17 protein-coding genes are annotated in these 14,434 nt (G+C 46.1%); 12 read left to right on the forward strand and 5 right to left on the reverse strand.

Features of this window, described 5'->3' with window-relative positions; all coding sequences use genetic code 11:
* The first annotated feature begins 15 nt into the window (after positions 1-15).
* From narJ to HP552_RS24215, 3 genes are read left to right on the forward strand one after another with little or no spacing between them, the layout of a single operon-like run.
* Positions 16-654, forward strand: a complete 639-nt coding sequence (gene narJ, locus HP552_RS24205; RefSeq protein WP_175397949.1) for a nitrate reductase molybdenum cofactor assembly chaperone — start codon at positions 16-18, stop codon at positions 652-654.
* The gene (gene narI, locus HP552_RS24210) at positions 651-1,376 is read left to right on the forward strand and encodes a respiratory nitrate reductase subunit gamma (RefSeq protein WP_175397950.1); all 726 of its coding nucleotides are present in this window, start codon (positions 651-653) and stop codon (positions 1,374-1,376) included. The genes narJ and narI overlap by 4 nt, the downstream gene beginning before the upstream one ends.
* Positions 1,377-2,888 (forward strand): nitrate/nitrite transporter, encoded by a 1,512-nt coding sequence (locus HP552_RS24215; RefSeq protein ID WP_175397951.1) that lies wholly within the window; start codon positions 1,377-1,379, stop codon positions 2,886-2,888.
* Between the two features lie 138 nt (positions 2,889-3,026).
* On the opposite strand, the gene HP552_RS24220 is transcribed toward HP552_RS24215, so the two are convergent.
* The gene (locus HP552_RS24220; protein ID WP_175397952.1) at positions 3,027-3,728 is read right to left on the reverse strand and encodes a Crp/Fnr family transcriptional regulator; all 702 of its coding nucleotides are present in this window, start codon (positions 3,726-3,728) and stop codon (positions 3,027-3,029) included.
* Positions 3,729-3,777: 49 nt separating this feature from the next.
* On the opposite strand from HP552_RS24220, the gene HP552_RS24225 reads away from it, so the two are divergent.
* Positions 3,778-4,500, forward strand: a complete 723-nt coding sequence (locus HP552_RS24225; RefSeq protein WP_175397953.1) for a YwiC-like family protein — start codon at positions 3,778-3,780, stop codon at positions 4,498-4,500.
* 198 nt (positions 4,501-4,698) lie between these two features.
* Positions 4,699-5,430 carry a ZIP family metal transporter gene (locus HP552_RS24230; protein ID WP_175397954.1) on the forward strand — a complete coding sequence of 244 codons (732 nt, stop codon included), beginning with the start codon at positions 4,699-4,701 and terminating at the stop codon, positions 5,428-5,430.
* 102 nt (positions 5,431-5,532) lie between these two features.
* Here the strand turns inward: HP552_RS24230 and HP552_RS24235 are convergent, their stop codons facing one another.
* The 3 genes from HP552_RS24235 to HP552_RS24245 all read right to left on the reverse strand — a co-directional run bounded on the left by HP552_RS24235 (position 5,533) and on the right by HP552_RS24245 (position 7,812).
* A complete protein-coding gene (locus tag HP552_RS24235) occupies positions 5,533-5,958 on the reverse strand; it encodes a YlbF/YmcA family competence regulator (protein ID WP_175397955.1) in 426 nt (141 codons plus the stop codon).
* Between the two features lie 127 nt (positions 5,959-6,085).
* Positions 6,086-6,769: a Crp/Fnr family transcriptional regulator gene (locus HP552_RS24240; protein WP_175397956.1), complete on the reverse strand. Its 684-nt coding sequence runs from the start codon at positions 6,767-6,769 to the stop codon at positions 6,086-6,088.
* Between the two features lie 53 nt (positions 6,770-6,822).
* Positions 6,823-7,812, reverse strand: a complete 990-nt coding sequence (locus tag HP552_RS24245) for a multicopper oxidase domain-containing protein (RefSeq protein WP_175397957.1) — start codon at positions 7,810-7,812, stop codon at positions 6,823-6,825.
* Positions 7,813-8,095: 283 nt separating this feature from the next.
* Between HP552_RS24245 and HP552_RS24250 the strand changes: the two genes are divergently transcribed.
* The 6 genes from HP552_RS24250 to HP552_RS24275 all read left to right on the forward strand — a co-directional run bounded on the left by HP552_RS24250 (position 8,096) and on the right by HP552_RS24275 (position 12,915).
* Positions 8,096-8,704 carry a hypothetical protein gene (locus tag HP552_RS24250; RefSeq protein ID WP_175397958.1) on the forward strand — a complete coding sequence of 203 codons (609 nt, stop codon included), beginning with the start codon at positions 8,096-8,098 and terminating at the stop codon, positions 8,702-8,704.
* A gap of 34 nt (positions 8,705-8,738) precedes the next feature.
* The gene (locus HP552_RS24255; RefSeq protein WP_175397959.1) at positions 8,739-9,389 is read left to right on the forward strand and encodes a hypothetical protein; all 651 of its coding nucleotides are present in this window, start codon (positions 8,739-8,741) and stop codon (positions 9,387-9,389) included.
* Positions 9,386-9,946: a hypothetical protein gene (locus tag HP552_RS24260; RefSeq protein ID WP_246311032.1), complete on the forward strand. Its 561-nt coding sequence runs from the start codon at positions 9,386-9,388 to the stop codon at positions 9,944-9,946. The genes HP552_RS24255 and HP552_RS24260 overlap by 4 nt, the downstream gene beginning before the upstream one ends.
* Positions 9,947-10,000: 54 nt before the next feature.
* The gene (locus tag HP552_RS24265) at positions 10,001-10,735 is read left to right on the forward strand and encodes an SMI1/KNR4 family protein (protein ID WP_175397960.1); all 735 of its coding nucleotides are present in this window, start codon (positions 10,001-10,003) and stop codon (positions 10,733-10,735) included.
* A gap of 21 nt (positions 10,736-10,756) precedes the next feature.
* On the forward strand, positions 10,757-12,058 hold the full coding sequence (locus HP552_RS24270) for a WD40 repeat domain-containing protein (protein ID WP_175397961.1): 1,302 nt from the start codon (positions 10,757-10,759) through the stop codon (positions 12,056-12,058).
* Positions 12,059-12,303: 245 nt separating this feature from the next.
* Complete coding sequence (locus HP552_RS24275) at positions 12,304-12,915, forward strand: SMI1/KNR4 family protein (RefSeq protein ID WP_246311033.1); 612 nt, start codon at positions 12,304-12,306, stop codon at positions 12,913-12,915.
* Positions 12,916-13,012: 97 nt separating this feature from the next.
* Here the strand turns inward: HP552_RS24275 and HP552_RS24280 are convergent, their stop codons facing one another.
* Positions 13,013-13,336, reverse strand: a complete 324-nt coding sequence (locus tag HP552_RS24280) for a hypothetical protein (RefSeq protein WP_175397962.1) — start codon at positions 13,334-13,336, stop codon at positions 13,013-13,015.
* 106 nt (positions 13,337-13,442) lie between these two features.
* On the opposite strand from HP552_RS24280, the gene HP552_RS24285 reads away from it, so the two are divergent.
* Positions 13,443-13,901 (forward strand): hypothetical protein, encoded by a 459-nt coding sequence (locus HP552_RS24285; protein ID WP_175397963.1) that lies wholly within the window; start codon positions 13,443-13,445, stop codon positions 13,899-13,901.
* Positions 13,902-14,434: the final 533 nt, after the last annotated feature.

Here is a 14,434-nt window from a genome sequence, read left to right on the forward strand (position 1 = left end):
GAGACAACGACTACGATGACGACCGATATAAATACGGAATGGAGTCAGGCATCGGACGAACGGGTGGGTGGGGCTAGAAAAGTATGTAAGCTGACCTCCTATCTGCTGCAGTATCCAGATACAGCATGGAGAGAAGGGCTGCAGGGTGTTCGATCTGCTGTGCAATCTTTCATGGATGAAACAATAAAAAGGGTAATTCTTACATTTGTTGACGAAGCGGAATCTGTAGATTCCACGATCTGGCAGGACAGATACGTACGGACGTTTGATTTTGATAAAAAATCAAATTTATACTTAACCTATGCTCTCTATGGAGACGAAAGGGACCGGGGGCCTGCTTTAATTGACTTGAAACGCAGATACGAAGCTGCGGGGTTTTACATGGAATTGAATGAGCTGCCCGATTATTTGCCCGTGGTGCTTGAATTTATAGCGGAGGCTCCTTCTGAAGATGCTTATGGAGTGGTGTCGAGTTGTTATAAGTCTTTGGTAACGATCACAGATAGTGTATTGGGGCAGAACAGCCCCTACGGACCATTATTAAAGCAAATCTTGAAGGTTATCCCCAAGCCTGCTCATGTTGACGAAGAAGTTCAGGACCATACCCAGGCACCGCAAGCCGTGCCAACCTGGATGGGGAGGGGGAGCCGATGAGCACACCGGAGTTGTTCTTATGGGGTGCCCTCCCTTACATGGTTCTCATTTTTTGTGTAACTGCAACCATATGGAGGTACGTAACGAATCCTTTCAGCTGGACATCCAAGTCCAGTGAGATGTTAGAAAAACGTATGCTGAAATGGGGAAGCTTGCTGTTTCATATTGGCATATTCGCAGTGATCTGTGGCCATATTGCGGGATTAATTGTTCCGGTGGAATTCTATCGCTGGATTGGCCTAAGTGACGAAGGCTATCATCTGATTGCCATTGCGGGCGGGTTGCCTGCGGGAATTATCGCGTTTGCCGGGGGAGTCATACTGCTGGTACGCAGATACGTGGCCACCAAAGTGCGAGCGACAAGCAGTACAGGGGACTGGATTGCCCTCGTCATGCTTCTTGTCGTCATCATAACCGGTATATTGGCGACATCTGCTAATGCAGTAAATCATACCGGCTTTGATTACCGTACTACGATCAACCCTTGGCTGCGCGGGTTAATGGTATTTCAGCCTGATCCAACGTTGATGCAGACCGTGCCTATGAACTTTAAAGTACACATCCTGCTTTCGTTTGTCCTGTACTGCGTCTTTCCGTTTACCCGTCTTGTGCACATGTTAAGCATGCCGCTCGGTTACCTTAAGCGCAGTTATGTATTGTACCGCAGACGTGACGGGTCTGTTTATCCAGATCAAAAACCAAACAAAGAAAGGGCGATGTAAATGCAGAACAAAGGCAAAGTCCAACTGCCTTTGCAAACGGCAAGTTTGGTTCTCGGGTTCATGGTGTGGGTTATACTATCTTCCTTAATGCCATTTATTAAAGAGGATATTGCGTTGACCTCTTCACAGCTAGCTTGGTCTACAGCTATTCCTGTACTCATTGGTTCAGTTGCCCGGATCCCGATTGGATACTGGACAAACCGATATGGGGCACGCAATATTTTTATGATCAGTTTTGTTCTGCTGCTCGCGCCAATATGGTGGATCAGCCGATCCACTTCTTTTCTGGATTTGATTATAGGAGGTTTTTTTCTCGGGATTGGCGGAGCGGTGTTTTCCGTAGGTGTAACTTCACTGCCCAAATATTATCCCAAAGAGAGACACGGATTTGTTAACGGGATCTATGGTATCGGTAATCTGGGAACTGCATTGTCTGCTTTTGGTGCTCCGCTGATTGCGGATCAGATGGGGTGGTCCAAAACGGTTCTCCTGTACAGCATTCTGCTGCTGGGAATGGCTGCCTTGAATTTTGTATTGGGCGACAAACAGGAAACAAGGGTTAACGTACCGCTGATCCAACAATTAAAAGCGGTCTCGCGAAGTCCTAAATTATGGCTGCTGTGTTTATTTTACTTCCTGACCTTCGGTTCCTTCGTGGCGTTCACCGTGTACCTTCCCAATTTCCTGGTCAGTCACTTTCAGATGGATAAAGTGGATGCAGGGATACGTACAGCGGGATTCATATTGGTTGCTACCATTATGCGTCCGGTCGGGGGCTGGCTTGGAGACCGCTTTAATTCCTTTAAAATACTGATGTTTGTATTCGGCGGATTAACTGTTGCAGCGATCGTATTATCCTTCGCGCCGTCAATTTACATGTATACGGTTGGTTGCCTGACCGTTGCCTTATGCGCCGGTACGGGAAACGGAACTATTTTTAAGCTGGTTCCAATGTATTTCGTCAAACAACCAGGTGTCGCTAACGGTATTATATCTGCAATGGGGGGACTTGGCGGCTTTTTCCCACCATTAATGTTGACGCTGCTATACAGCATGACAGGTCATTATGCGATCGGATTTATGGCACTCTCAATGATTGCACTGGTGAGTTTGGTGCTTGTCTTCTGGATGTTCTATGAGGAGAAGCTTCAGCTGTCTGCGAGCATATTGGAAAACACGATCGAGGCCATCCTGATTACGGATACAAACAGCGTTATTCGCTCCGTGAATCCGGCTTTTACAGCAGTAACCGGTTATCGGTCCGATGAAGCTGTGGGGCAGAAGCCCAGCCTGCTGAAATCAGGCAAACAGGATAAATCATTCTATGAACAGCTATGGGCTGATCTGAAGCAGCAAGGGTATTGGCAGGGAGAGATATGGAACCGGAAGAAAAACGGAGAGATATATTTGGAATGGCTGAGTATTACTGCGATCCGCAATGAAGCTGGGGAAGTAAAGTTCTATGCGGGCATGTTCAGTGATATGGGGAAAAGGGATCTTCCTTCAGCATAATATGCTGCATGACGAGTGAATACGGCAAAAGACCTTAACAACAGTGTCATTGGTGTTAAGGTCTTTTCATTCGTAATTAGTTTATACGATTTTATGTTCATTAAATCTTAGCATTAGAGGTAGAGTTTTGATATCTGCTTACGTGTCGCGTTGATGCTTCAAGGCCTGCAGATCATGGATAATGATTTGTTTGCGATCCACTTCAAGCAGATTTTCCTTGGTGAGCTGATTCAACAAACGATTGGCTGTTTCCCTGGTCGTGCCAATGGAATTGGCGAATTCCTGATGGGTCATGGGCAGGTTGATAATGATTTTGTGACCGGAAGGCTGACCGTGCTGCTCAGCCAACATCAACAGGAAGGACAGCACACGGTTGCGCACGTCCTGACCGGAGAGCACTTGCAGTTTATCCTGCAGTTCGCGAATTTTATCGCCGAGTACCCGCATGATTTTGATCGCAATGGCTGGTGTATTTAGCATCAGGCGTTCAAACAGTCTGACCGGGATGGCAATCAATTCCGCTGGAGTGATGGCTTCCGCTGTAGCAGGATAAGGATGGGCGTTGAAGAAGCCCGTATGCGGGAACATATCTCCCGTTTTCAGAAAGGAAACGATCTGCTCGTGCCCGTTCTCATCCGTTTTATATGCTTTTACGATGCCGGTTCGGATAAAAAATACAGCTTCCTTTTCGCTGCCTTCGGCAAAAATAACCGTTTTTTTATGAATGTTTCTTGAAATGGCGATATCCTCAACCTGCTTCAATTCCTCAGGACTCAGATCCTGGAAAATGGGGAACTGTTGGAGGAACTCCGCTGCCGTATCTTTGTTTTCCCTGCGCATTAAGATTCTTCCTTTCTATATCCATATCCATTAGGAGGTCAATGGTGAAGTGACAGTACCTAGAATCGTTATTCCTCATGAACATGGCGGGTGGGCCATGGTAAGTGTACCTTTTGGGGCAGGCGTAATGGCCAGCGGACCACAGTGGCTGCATCTGCCACTATTTATGGCATGGCTTGGATTATACCTGGCGGCATACCCTATGCTGCAATCTCTTAAAAGAAAAGCAGATCATCGCCGCCTGTACACATGGGCAGTTATATATGGGATGGCTGCAGCGGTATGTCTGGTGCCGCCGTTGATCGGGCATCCTTCCATACTGGCCTTTGGCCCAGTTCTGGTCATATTATTGCTCATTAATATCTGGCATGTCAGACACAAGGCTGAACGTTCGCTTTCGAATGATCTGTGTGCCATGTTGATGTTCTCGCTTGGAGGCGCAGCAGCATATCTCATTGGAACGGGAGTCTGGGATTACCGTATGGCAAGCGTTCTGTTGTTTTCCTTTTTACATTTTACAGGAAGTACGTTCTTTGTGAAATCAGTCTTCCGGGAACGAAACAACAAACGCTGGGTAACCATGACCCGTCTCCTACATATCATCCTGCTCATCATTCCCGTCTTAGCCGGATATCCATGGATGAGCTTAGCATATGTCTACTCGGCTGTTCGAGCATTTGTATATGCTGGTCGGACTCTGCGCCCCATGAAAGTGGGCATGATCGAGATTGCTGGAGCGGTGCAATTCCTGGCTTGGTTTGTTCTCTTTTAGTCTTAGTCAGCATCATTTTATCATAACGCGATATCTGAAATTAACGGGTGACATAGATCACATGGCATGTGATGAGGAATACAGACGATCAGGCAATATGCATCTTATCTTGCGGCATGGCTCCTTGATGTTTTTGGGGCAGCAACCCAGGTTAATGAAAGGATAGATGTTATATAGACATGAGAGGGGATGACCCGGATGTGGACTGCATTCATGTGGGGAGGCATCTCCGCTTCAGCAGTAGTTATTGGTGCGCTTGCTGCACTGTTTCTCAAGATTCCCAAACGGGTGATTGGCTGGATTATGGCCTTCGGTACGGGAACATTGATTGGGGCAGCTTCATTTGAACTGATTGGAGATGCACTGAATGATGGCGGGATTATCCCGACAGCAATCGGATTTACGGCGGGTGCTGTGGTGTACACTTTGTTCGACCTGCTTATATCCAGTAAAGGCGGTGCTGGGCGCAAACGTTCAGCACATTCGAAACCCGGAGGCAGCAGCCAGAGCGGGCTCGGGATTTTTGCAGGTACGGTTATGGATGCCATTCCGGAATCCATCATGCTAGGCGCAAGCCTGCTGACCGGAAAGGGCGTGAGTGTGGTACTCATCGTTTCTATTTTCGTCAGCAATATCCCTGAAGGTCTATCGAGTACAGTGGGTTTGCGAGGCAATAACTACACCAAGTCCAGAATTATCCTGATGTGGCTTGGTGTACTACTGATTTCTGCGCTTGCAGCCTTGTGTGGGTATCTATTTCTGGAACAGCTTCCGGATGAGATGGCTGCGGCCATTGGGGCGTTTGCAGGTGGCGGTATTATAGCCATGATCTGCTCCACCATGATGCCTGAAGCTTTTGAAGAAGGCGGGCCCATCGTAGGCTTTATTGCTTCCATGGGGCTTCTCGTGTCCCTGCTGCTTGATCTGTAAAATCTCCAAGTAAAAGCAACGTACCAAAAAAAGAGTATCCGCTCAAGTATAATGTTGAGGTACGGATACTCTTTTATCTTGCCAATGAATACGAGTGGTTTCTCAATGATTACTTGAACAGTTCCCTCCACAACCACATGCTTCCTTGTGCACTTCACCCGGTTTGAGCAGCCGGTTTAATTCAACGGATTTGGTGAAATACTGGCTGATCTGTTGATGCAAAAGGCTAAACTCACGCTGGGCATACATGAATCTGCGGATAAGCGGGTGATCATAGAGCGCACGTTCTTCTTGTTCGTACACCTGCATTTCGGATGTCAGCAATTCAATATTTTGACGTTCTTTTTCCTCCAGAGCCTGATGTTTCTCCATAAACTGCTCATATTGCGCTGTAGCCTGCTCATCTGCGGCAAACTGATCGATCATCTCCCGCATCTCACGGTAACCTTTATCCTGTAGCAACACGGAACATAATTCTTCCATTTTAAGCATGATCGCCTGTTTGTCCATTTTTACGATTGTACTCATCTTGTTAACCTCCTGTAGAGTGTTCCTTTTATTATCACTGTATACCTGATCCTCGTGGTGCACTGTGACGATACTCACATCTTGTATGAGTTATATAACGTTCCTGTTCGGGGGCTCTATACCCGGATTATTGAATTCTTTGCTGAAGCTCTTCCAGTTGAAGAAGATGAATGACATTCCCAGCTACCTGAAGCAGACCTTCAGACTGCAGGATGGCCAGTTTGCGACTCAAGGTTTCGGGCGTAATGCCTGCCAGCAGTGCCATATCCTTTTTGAAAACAGGAAGCTTGATTCCATTTGTCTCCATATTTCTCGTATGAAAATTCAATAAAAGCTTAGCAATTCGTTGTTCAGGGTTCATTAAACTAAGGGCAGTATTCCAGTCTTCGGATTGTTCAAGAAGATCGGAAACAGCCAGAAGAAAATGATAAGCAAGCATCGGATTATGGTCTATTAATCTGTCAAAGTCCTGCCTATGAAGGGTGCATAAAGTTGATATTTCCAACACCTCTGCATGAACTCCATACGGTTTTTGGTGTAACAGAGCGTCATGCCCGAAGAAATCACCGGGAAACAGGAAGCGGACAATATGCTCTTTGCCGTTCTCGGCGTATTTGGATAATTTCACACATCCCTGATGAACCATGTATAACTTAGCTGAACCTTCCCCTTCCTTCACAACAATTTCCCCTTTATGATAGCTCCGTGATTGCAGCAAGGAAGCGAGCAGGGTGGATTCTTCCGGTGCGAGGTGCTGGAAAAGGGGGACTTTGACAAAGCAGGGAGCCTTGATTTGAGAATCACACATCATGATCAGGATCCACCTCGTTTCATTCGATTTATGTGTTGAGGATATAGAAGGGACTAGTGCTTCATCGCCTTTCCTCCGTGATTCTTGCCATCAGAGGTTACACGAAGAACAGCAGAAGCACCCTTGGATACATGTTTGAACTGATGGGTAACAATGGGATAATCGCCCTCTTCCGTTACGGTAAACTCGACGACTGCACCTCCACTTGCAGGAAGCATAACCGTCTGTAATCCATATTGGATATTACGGGGATTTCCATCCATGTAGACCCGGTCCATAATGGTCCCGACGACATGGAAGGAGGAGACTTCGTTTGGCCCTGCATTGCTTACATAAATTCGCACCGTATCACCAGTCTTGGCGAGCAAAGGGGAGTTGACCAGACCATAGTCGTTGCCATTAAAAACAACGTAATCCGGCTCATCATTCATAAAAGCATCGTAGCTATGCTCTTTGTACCATTCACTTTGTACGAGTGTGTATTCACGATCAATCTGCCCGTCAGAAGGGTAGCCGGCCTTCGGCTCGACAATAATCAAGCCATACATGCCGTTCGCGATATGGGCAAGAACCGGACTTGTTCCGCAATGATACATGAAGACTCCGGGCGACGATGTGCTGTAAGTGAATGTACCCTCCTCACCTGGCATAACGTCTACGAATTTGCTGCTTGGTGAAGCGTGTACGGCATGAAAATCCATGGAGTGCGGCAAGGCAGAATCCTTATTTTTCAAAGTGAAAATTAATGTGTCGCCTTCGGTTACGCGCAGAATGGGTCCAGGTACGGTGCCGTTAAAAGTCCAGGCATTATAGATTACTCCTGCGGAGATCTCGATATCGGTGACTTGGGCTGTCATCTCAATGTACACTTTTGAGCCTTCTCTGCGGATGACGGGATCAACAGGTTGACGACTGGTTGACTCCACAGGAGCAGCGTCGTGCTGAACAGGCTTATCTATTTCCGCAGCATTGCAATGGGAAAGGACGGCCGTACTTAATGTCAATGCAAAAGACAATTTGATTAGACTCAACCAAGAGAACATGGGGAACACAACCTTATTCAAGTGATATAATTCACAAATAAACCAATATCATGATGCAGCCATGTCTAGTGTACGACAGTTCACTGGAGACAGGTGTGACCTGAAACACACTCTCCAGAGATGATTCGTTTTTTTAAAATTTCCGCAGATATGGCACGTTTCTTGTACTACGCGATGGAGTTACTTATAATTTTAAATGGGGTGGAATGGAAAATATTGATGGTTGAATTTGCGGTAGCGCATATAAAACATATTTGTTTCCAGTGAGAGGAGTAGATTTGAAATGAAACAGTTCGAGGATGAAGGAGCCTATAAATATAACTTCTATTGGGTGCTCCGCCGAGGTGAACGTGTCGATGTCAAATGTCAGACATGCGGCGGTCACGCTTATATCGAGCAATGTCAGGATCAAATGCAGTGGAAATGCTCAGCATGTTATGCTCATGGGGTGGAAAAGCCGGTATATCAATATCATGCCAAGGGTAATTGTGTTCTGTGTGAACGTTGGTTCAATATCGAAGTGACAGACGATAAACAGACTTCGCACAAATCAACACACATTGATTGTCCACACTGCGGCGCCGTCAATCAAACCCAGCTGCATAGCAAGCCTGTTTGCAAAAGATATATTATGGACACTCGGGACGGGAGAGATCCAATCTTCGGTATGGAGCTGTATTTTCTGGACTATGTTCGAGGTAAATTGGTGTGGGCTGTTAATCGAGCGCATTTAAATTACCTGATTTCATATGTTTCTGCCGATTTGCGAGTGAGACGTGGGAATGTACCGCTCAAGACGGCGTCACATTATCTCCCGGTTTACATGAAGGAAGCGAAAAACAGGGACCAGATGGTTCGCGCGCTGACCAAGCTTTTGCACAAGACAGGCTGAGGAGGAACCAAGGGAAGCGACGAGGAGGAATGGAATGAAATTACGTGCCAAACTACTTATATTTGGAATAATTTTAGGTAGTCTTCTCATCCCTGCCTATTTTATTTTACAGACGTACGGTGTATTCCAAAAAGAGAGAGTGCTATCAGACTATGTGCTCGCGGTAGATGTAAATCGGGAACCGTATGATGCATGGCCGCTCGTGAACAGTTTCGCAGCCATGGATAAGAGTGAGGACAATCGCCAGTTATATTACCGGGTGGATATGAACCATATCAACTACCTTTTTCAATTGGCTTATCAGGAGTATGGCGTCACACCAGGTAATGAGAATCCTTTTCTAGCAGGTAACGTGGAATATCATTCTCCCGAAACGACGTACGTAAGGTCGGAAAAAGAATATTCAAATGCTAAGGATTATACAACCTCACTTCATTTTTATAACAAAGAAGAGCAGGAGATCTATACCTACGAAACGACGGGCAAAGGCGATGGGAATTTGGTAAAATCCATTATTCATCAGGGGATGACTCGTTCCCATAATGGAGGAAGTGAAGCGGCGCGTGATCCGTACATTAACATTACGGCATTATTTCACGACAAGCTGAACGTTGATGTAAATCTGACGGTTGATGAAGAACAAAAAATCGTATGGATACGAATGAATAAAGCGGAGGCGAGATGATGAATTTGTTTGGCGTACATAATGGACCAGCATATCTGGAAGGGATCGTTCAAAAAGTAACGGCTGGGGAGAACCAGGAAGTCGAGTGGAAAGGCAAGTTGCAGACAAAGGATGGTCATGACAAGTTCCATATCTTTTATTATGGTGACTTGATGAAAGATGATCTGATAACCTGGCAGGATTCGACACCATTAATCGTATATGCAGAGCACACTGTGACCGGAGAGCGTTATTTGCTTATCGATGCAGCTAAACATGGTTATGATGCAATGTTGTGTGAAACTTATCCGGAGGAAGAACTGAGCAAAAGGTCGCTGCGTCCATATCTGGACGTGGAGGGAGAGGATACGTTTGAAGTCCACTTGTCAGCCTTTTACAATGTGCCGTGGGATGAGGAATTCGGGGAAGATGTGGATGAAGATGGAACCTACGAATTGATCACTGGCGATTGCATGGATTTTAACCAGGTTAAACGGGATGGATATGATGCGTTCTCCATTCGCATCGTGAATCGTAAAGGTGTAAAAACAGAAATTGTTCAGGAGGAGCTTGCCTGAGAAATCCATCATTTGATTTGTAGAAGAATGACCTGAAGATAGGAGATGTCATTAATGTATGTGGTAACCCGTACGCTTAAACCAGTATCCGCAGAGGAGCTTTTACGTTTTGAGCAGCAGCATTCCGTTTCATTGCCAGTTTCTTATCGGCAGTGGCTCGAGCAATATGGGGAAGGAACCTATTCGGGCTGGATGAACGTACAGAGGCCGGATCACGAGGTATTGAAGCCTTTTGCAGAATATGACTTTTGGATGCATACCGACGTTACCCCTGTCAGTCAACAACAGCTGGAGGATTGTATTAGCATAGGTAGCTCCGTGGATGGCGACTTCCTGGCCATTCATCCTGAAATTGACGGACTTTTGTGGCTCCCTCGCCACGATGAGCAGATTACTTTGTGGAAACATACGGAATCGGAGTTTGGCGACACGCTGGACCGAATCTATTGTGGGTACTACGGTCAAGCTGAAACGATAAAGCCAAGCTATTTTGAACCCTGGAATGAGCTGAGAAATCACACTTTTTATCATTTGGAAGATCACAAGGATCGGACGTCAATCCAACATCTGGCCAGCTTATGTCAAGCACAGTTCAAGTGGGATGCGGTGATGGAAAATGAGTATACATGCAAGCTCTTCATGGCTTCCATTGGTGGATACCTGCGTTTTAATTATGCGAATGGCAGGGAAATTGCCCTCTTTTATGAAGAGATCCACGGGGTGGAAGGGACCACGGATTACGATATAGAGCATTTTTTGCTCGCACATCACTGTAGAATCATGAATTGAGACGGAGTGGAGGAATCATGGATGAGTTGGTTAAACGAAAAAATTGCAGAAAAGTGGAGGAAGGAAGGGAAACGCTACGCCCAGAGTGTAAATGATTTTGTGCGCAGAAGTATCGCGGGAGAAGTGCCGGATGAATCGAAACTGGCGAACGACGGACGGGCAGAGTTCAGTGCGGAAGTATGGGACATGGTGAAGAAGGGAAACGTACAGAACGATCTGCATCGACTGCGTAAGGAATTACCCGCGGCAACTTGGCCATTCAATGAAACATTTCAGTCATCCATGCAGGCCGTGCGCGTAGCGGGATATCTGGATAACGATACTGTTGTCTTTAATAGTGGTTTTCTGACGGATAAAGGATGCGTATATACCGGTGATCACGAACATGTGCGTTCTTTTCCACAATATCAATTCGCTGGGCAGTCGCCGGATGGTGAACAGTATGCTCTGGCAGGCACTGAGGGGATCCGCGTGATTACACAGCCAGATCGTCATCTGGAAGGAAAAGAAGTGGCAATGTTCCGCTGGGACGACATCCAATCAGCCATTCATCAGGCGCTGCCCCGAATCGAATCCCTTGCTGACTGTGAATATCCGGAACGCACACTCGAAGGTCTCATTCCGTTTGATCGTGGTCAGGCGCTTATCATTTTGTCCCATTACGGAATTTATCTGGTGGAGCATGGCAAGGTATCTCCGATGCACCCTGATCCTGCAGAGGTGGAGGAGCACGAATTGGAGGATACACAGATTTCCATGGGGCATGCAGCGGTGTCTCAGGATGGTCGATGGATTGCGTTTGGCAGTCAGGTTAGTGACCATATGCTTCTGGATCGTGAACGTCATCATACCTATGCGCTTTATCCTGAATCCAGTTACCCGCATCATGCGGTGTTTACCAGAGATCATCAGTACGTCTGGTTTAATGCGTGCCATTTTTACAATGGAGTTACGATGCAGGTGAATTTGGATGAAGTGGAAGGCAATGAATCGAAAGAAGATTGGCCTATGATGGATGAAAGCGCTCGTGTATATGCTGCCGTAGAAATACCACAAGGTATGGTTCTTGGCGATGCATATGGTTACCTCAAATGTGTGGATAAGAAGGGGCAGGAGGTATGGAGACATTTTGTAGGCAGCACCATTTATTCTCTGGCAATCTCGCCTGATCAATCCAAGCTCGCAGTAGGTACGTATGGGGGCATGGTGCATATCCTTAATCTGCATTCCGACCGAATGGATGACTACAGTATTGGAACAGGAACTCTCCGTGAACTGGAGCGTTTTGTTGTGTGGCGTGGAGAAGAACCGTTACGTTGGTAGGATGGTTATCTGGACCATAGATGTTAAAAAAGATCTGGGCGTTCATGGGCGGTCGAGCCTGATGGAATGCTGCGCAGCAACAAACTTATTTCGGATGAACAGGTTGCTCTAAATGGAAGAGTGGCTGAATCTGCTTTCTTACGCAGTCATGATCCTGATCGAAGATGGTGGGAAAAGGAGGCGTTCTGGGTTACAAGTCGTATATGCATGAACGGACATAATACAGCTGAGAATGGGGGAGTCTTATGCAAACGGATATGAACGAAAGAATGAATGAGCAGATGAATCATTTGAATGAATTATTACATAAAAAAGTGAAGGATGAAGAGATTAGACAGTTGTATGAAGAATATCAGCAGCTGGGAGGGGCTTCCGAAGACAGCCTGGCTCTTTTTGAGAGAGAGTTTGGTGTCCGCCTGCCAGAAGATTTTCGGGAATTCTACAAGTGCAAGAATGGCAGTGGTTACGCATTTCATGTCCTGTATACTGGTGATGCCAAGAGAGAGGAATGTACCCCGTTTTACTTGATGTCACTGGAGGAAATCCGGGAAACCAAGCAATATTTCTGCGAGCGGAGTGAGAAGCTGGAAGAGCACTATTCGGCAGAAGAGATCAGTAAACTGGATCCGGAGATCAAGCCTTATTTATTTCATGAACCGTGGATTCCATTTGCGACGATGGCTGGGGGTTCCCTGTATCTAATGCTGGACTTTGATCCGTCAGATCAGGGTAGTTATGGTCAGATTATCATTTATGTGCATGATCCGGATTTTGTTTATTATAAAACAGATACCTTTAAGAGCCTGCTGCAAGAATCCAACCGCAACCTGGAGATCATGGATGAGATTGAGTACTGACCCAGGTTCTCTGGATGTTGAAGCGGTTGCTACTCAACAAATGAAAAAAATTAAAATTGCAGGAACTGCATGCAGCAGCTCCTGAATGGTTCGAATGTTATCCCTGCTGGAAAAACCGATGACCGTGAAACCCCCCACCTGAAGGGCCTCCATGCCCCCCGGGAGCTCCACCGTATGGGCCGCTGTGATAGCCACCACCCGGGAATGGTCCGTGATGGCCGCCGGGATACCCTCCTCCCGGATATCCGCCATGCCACCAAGGGCCTCCGACGGGAATTGGCAAGGGCAGCGGGTAAAATGGCGGGTATGGATAGGGGTACGGATAAGGATAGGGATAAGGTGGTTGCGGTGCTGGCGGGTAGTATGGATAGGGATATCCGGCAGATGACGGAGATGAAACCGAACCAGGTACGTATGCCATGTGATAAGCCTCCTGTATTTGGATTGGTGATATCAGCCTATGCCATAATGCAATCACGTGACACTGCTATAACGTCGGAACAAGTTGAATATTAAGGGGGATTTGAATGAGAGCGATACCTTTTCATACGGCTCCGATAGGGGCTGCATACATACATTTAATTGACGAATTGATCGAGAAAACAGGGCGCTTTTTCCTTGTGGACAGACGATATAAAGAGGAAACTCCTGCAGGAGTAGCGAGAGTTTTACAGAGATTGAAGCCGTATCTGATAGAAAGTTGTACCACGGAAGAAATGATGATGAAGACAAGAGCGTTTTATACTGAAGGAATCTACAATATATATGAATGTACGCCAGGCTCTGGGCAGATCCTGAAGGAAGAGGCCGATGGTTTCCTGGATTGGCTGTATCCTTCTATGCCAGATGATCTGTGCTTTCTGAAGGAAGATGGGAGTGACTATTTGTATACGGAAGCCCATGAGGACGGATGTGGTATGCGCATTACAGAAGAAGAAGCGACAGATCTCATGAATCGTATTCCTGGGTTATCGTTTGTCTTCTAAATGTCCCCTATCTAATTGCTATATCAAAACTAAAGCCAAATTGCAGATTTAAAACTTCTCCCGATTTGGGGTTTAAGGCAGTTTCAGTGAGTCTAATATGATTATCTCGATTCTCGAAAAAGACCTTCGAAGAGAGCAATTCTGTGCAGACTTTATTGGAGAGCTAATTATGGGTGGTTTTAGAAAAAGAAAGATATAAGGGAAGCTGCTCTCTATGATGTGGTAGATTACTACTGGAACATTTTACAACTAGAAAGCTGGCTCCTAAAATGATATATTATTCTTCCGGCCGCAAGAAGCCCGGAAAACTCAAAAAATATTTTGAGAAATATCTTTACAAGTTAAGAAGATATGTGGTATATTCTAATTCCGGCCTTGAAAGAGTCGGGAATGAAGTTTGATCTTTGAAAACTGAACAACGAGTGAGTAACGATCTTGCTTGCAAGATCGACGCTGAGAAATCGGTACACGTCATCTGACTGTATGATTTCGAAGCACAATTGAGATTTTTAATCTCGTCAGATTCAAAATGA

Origin of the sequence: Paenibacillus xylanilyticus, assembly GCF_013359935.1 — a bacterium.
In the GTDB taxonomy this organism is placed as follows: Bacteria; Bacillota; Bacilli; order Paenibacillales; family Paenibacillaceae; genus Paenibacillus; species Paenibacillus xylanilyticus.

What these genes read in the sequence shown, in the direction of transcription:
- HP552_RS24220 (WP_175397952.1), bottom strand. Translation starts at nt 3,728, where the DNA reads ATGCGCAGGGAAAACAAAGATACGGCAGCGGAGTTCCTCCAACAGTTC.
- HP552_RS24230 (WP_175397954.1), top strand. Translation starts at nt 4,699, where the DNA reads ATGTGGACTGCATTCATGTGGGGAGGCATCTCCGCTTCAGCAGTAGTT.
- HP552_RS24270 (WP_175397961.1), top strand. Translation starts at nt 10,757, where the DNA reads ATGAGTTGGTTAAACGAAAAAATTGCAGAAAAGTGGAGGAAGGAAGGG.
- HP552_RS24245 (WP_175397957.1), bottom strand. Translation starts at nt 7,812, where the DNA reads ATGTTCTCTTGGTTGAGTCTAATCAAATTGTCTTTTGCATTGACATTA.
- HP552_RS24265 (WP_175397960.1), top strand. Translation starts at nt 10,001, where the DNA reads ATGTATGTGGTAACCCGTACGCTTAAACCAGTATCCGCAGAGGAGCTT.
- HP552_RS24215 (WP_175397951.1), top strand. Translation starts at nt 1,377, where the DNA reads ATGCAGAACAAAGGCAAAGTCCAACTGCCTTTGCAAACGGCAAGTTTG.
- HP552_RS24255 (WP_175397959.1), top strand. Translation starts at nt 8,739, where the DNA reads ATGAAATTACGTGCCAAACTACTTATATTTGGAATAATTTTAGGTAGT.
- HP552_RS24250 (WP_175397958.1), top strand. Translation starts at nt 8,096, where the DNA reads ATGAAACAGTTCGAGGATGAAGGAGCCTATAAATATAACTTCTATTGG.
- HP552_RS24240 (WP_175397956.1), bottom strand. Translation starts at nt 6,769, where the DNA reads ATGATGTGTGATTCTCAAATCAAGGCTCCCTGCTTTGTCAAAGTCCCC.
- HP552_RS24285 (WP_175397963.1), top strand. Translation starts at nt 13,443, where the DNA reads ATGAGAGCGATACCTTTTCATACGGCTCCGATAGGGGCTGCATACATA.
- HP552_RS24235 (WP_175397955.1), bottom strand. Translation starts at nt 5,958, where the DNA reads ATGAGTACAATCGTAAAAATGGACAAACAGGCGATCATGCTTAAAATG.
- HP552_RS24280 (WP_175397962.1), bottom strand. Translation starts at nt 13,336, where the DNA reads ATGGCATACGTACCTGGTTCGGTTTCATCTCCGTCATCTGCCGGATAT.
- HP552_RS24260 (WP_246311032.1), top strand. Translation starts at nt 9,386, where the DNA reads ATGATGAATTTGTTTGGCGTACATAATGGACCAGCATATCTGGAAGGG.
- HP552_RS24275 (WP_246311033.1), top strand. Translation starts at nt 12,304, where the DNA reads ATGCAAACGGATATGAACGAAAGAATGAATGAGCAGATGAATCATTTG.
- narI (WP_175397950.1), top strand. Translation starts at nt 651, where the DNA reads ATGAGCACACCGGAGTTGTTCTTATGGGGTGCCCTCCCTTACATGGTT.
- narJ (WP_175397949.1), top strand. Translation starts at nt 16, where the DNA reads ATGACGACCGATATAAATACGGAATGGAGTCAGGCATCGGACGAACGG.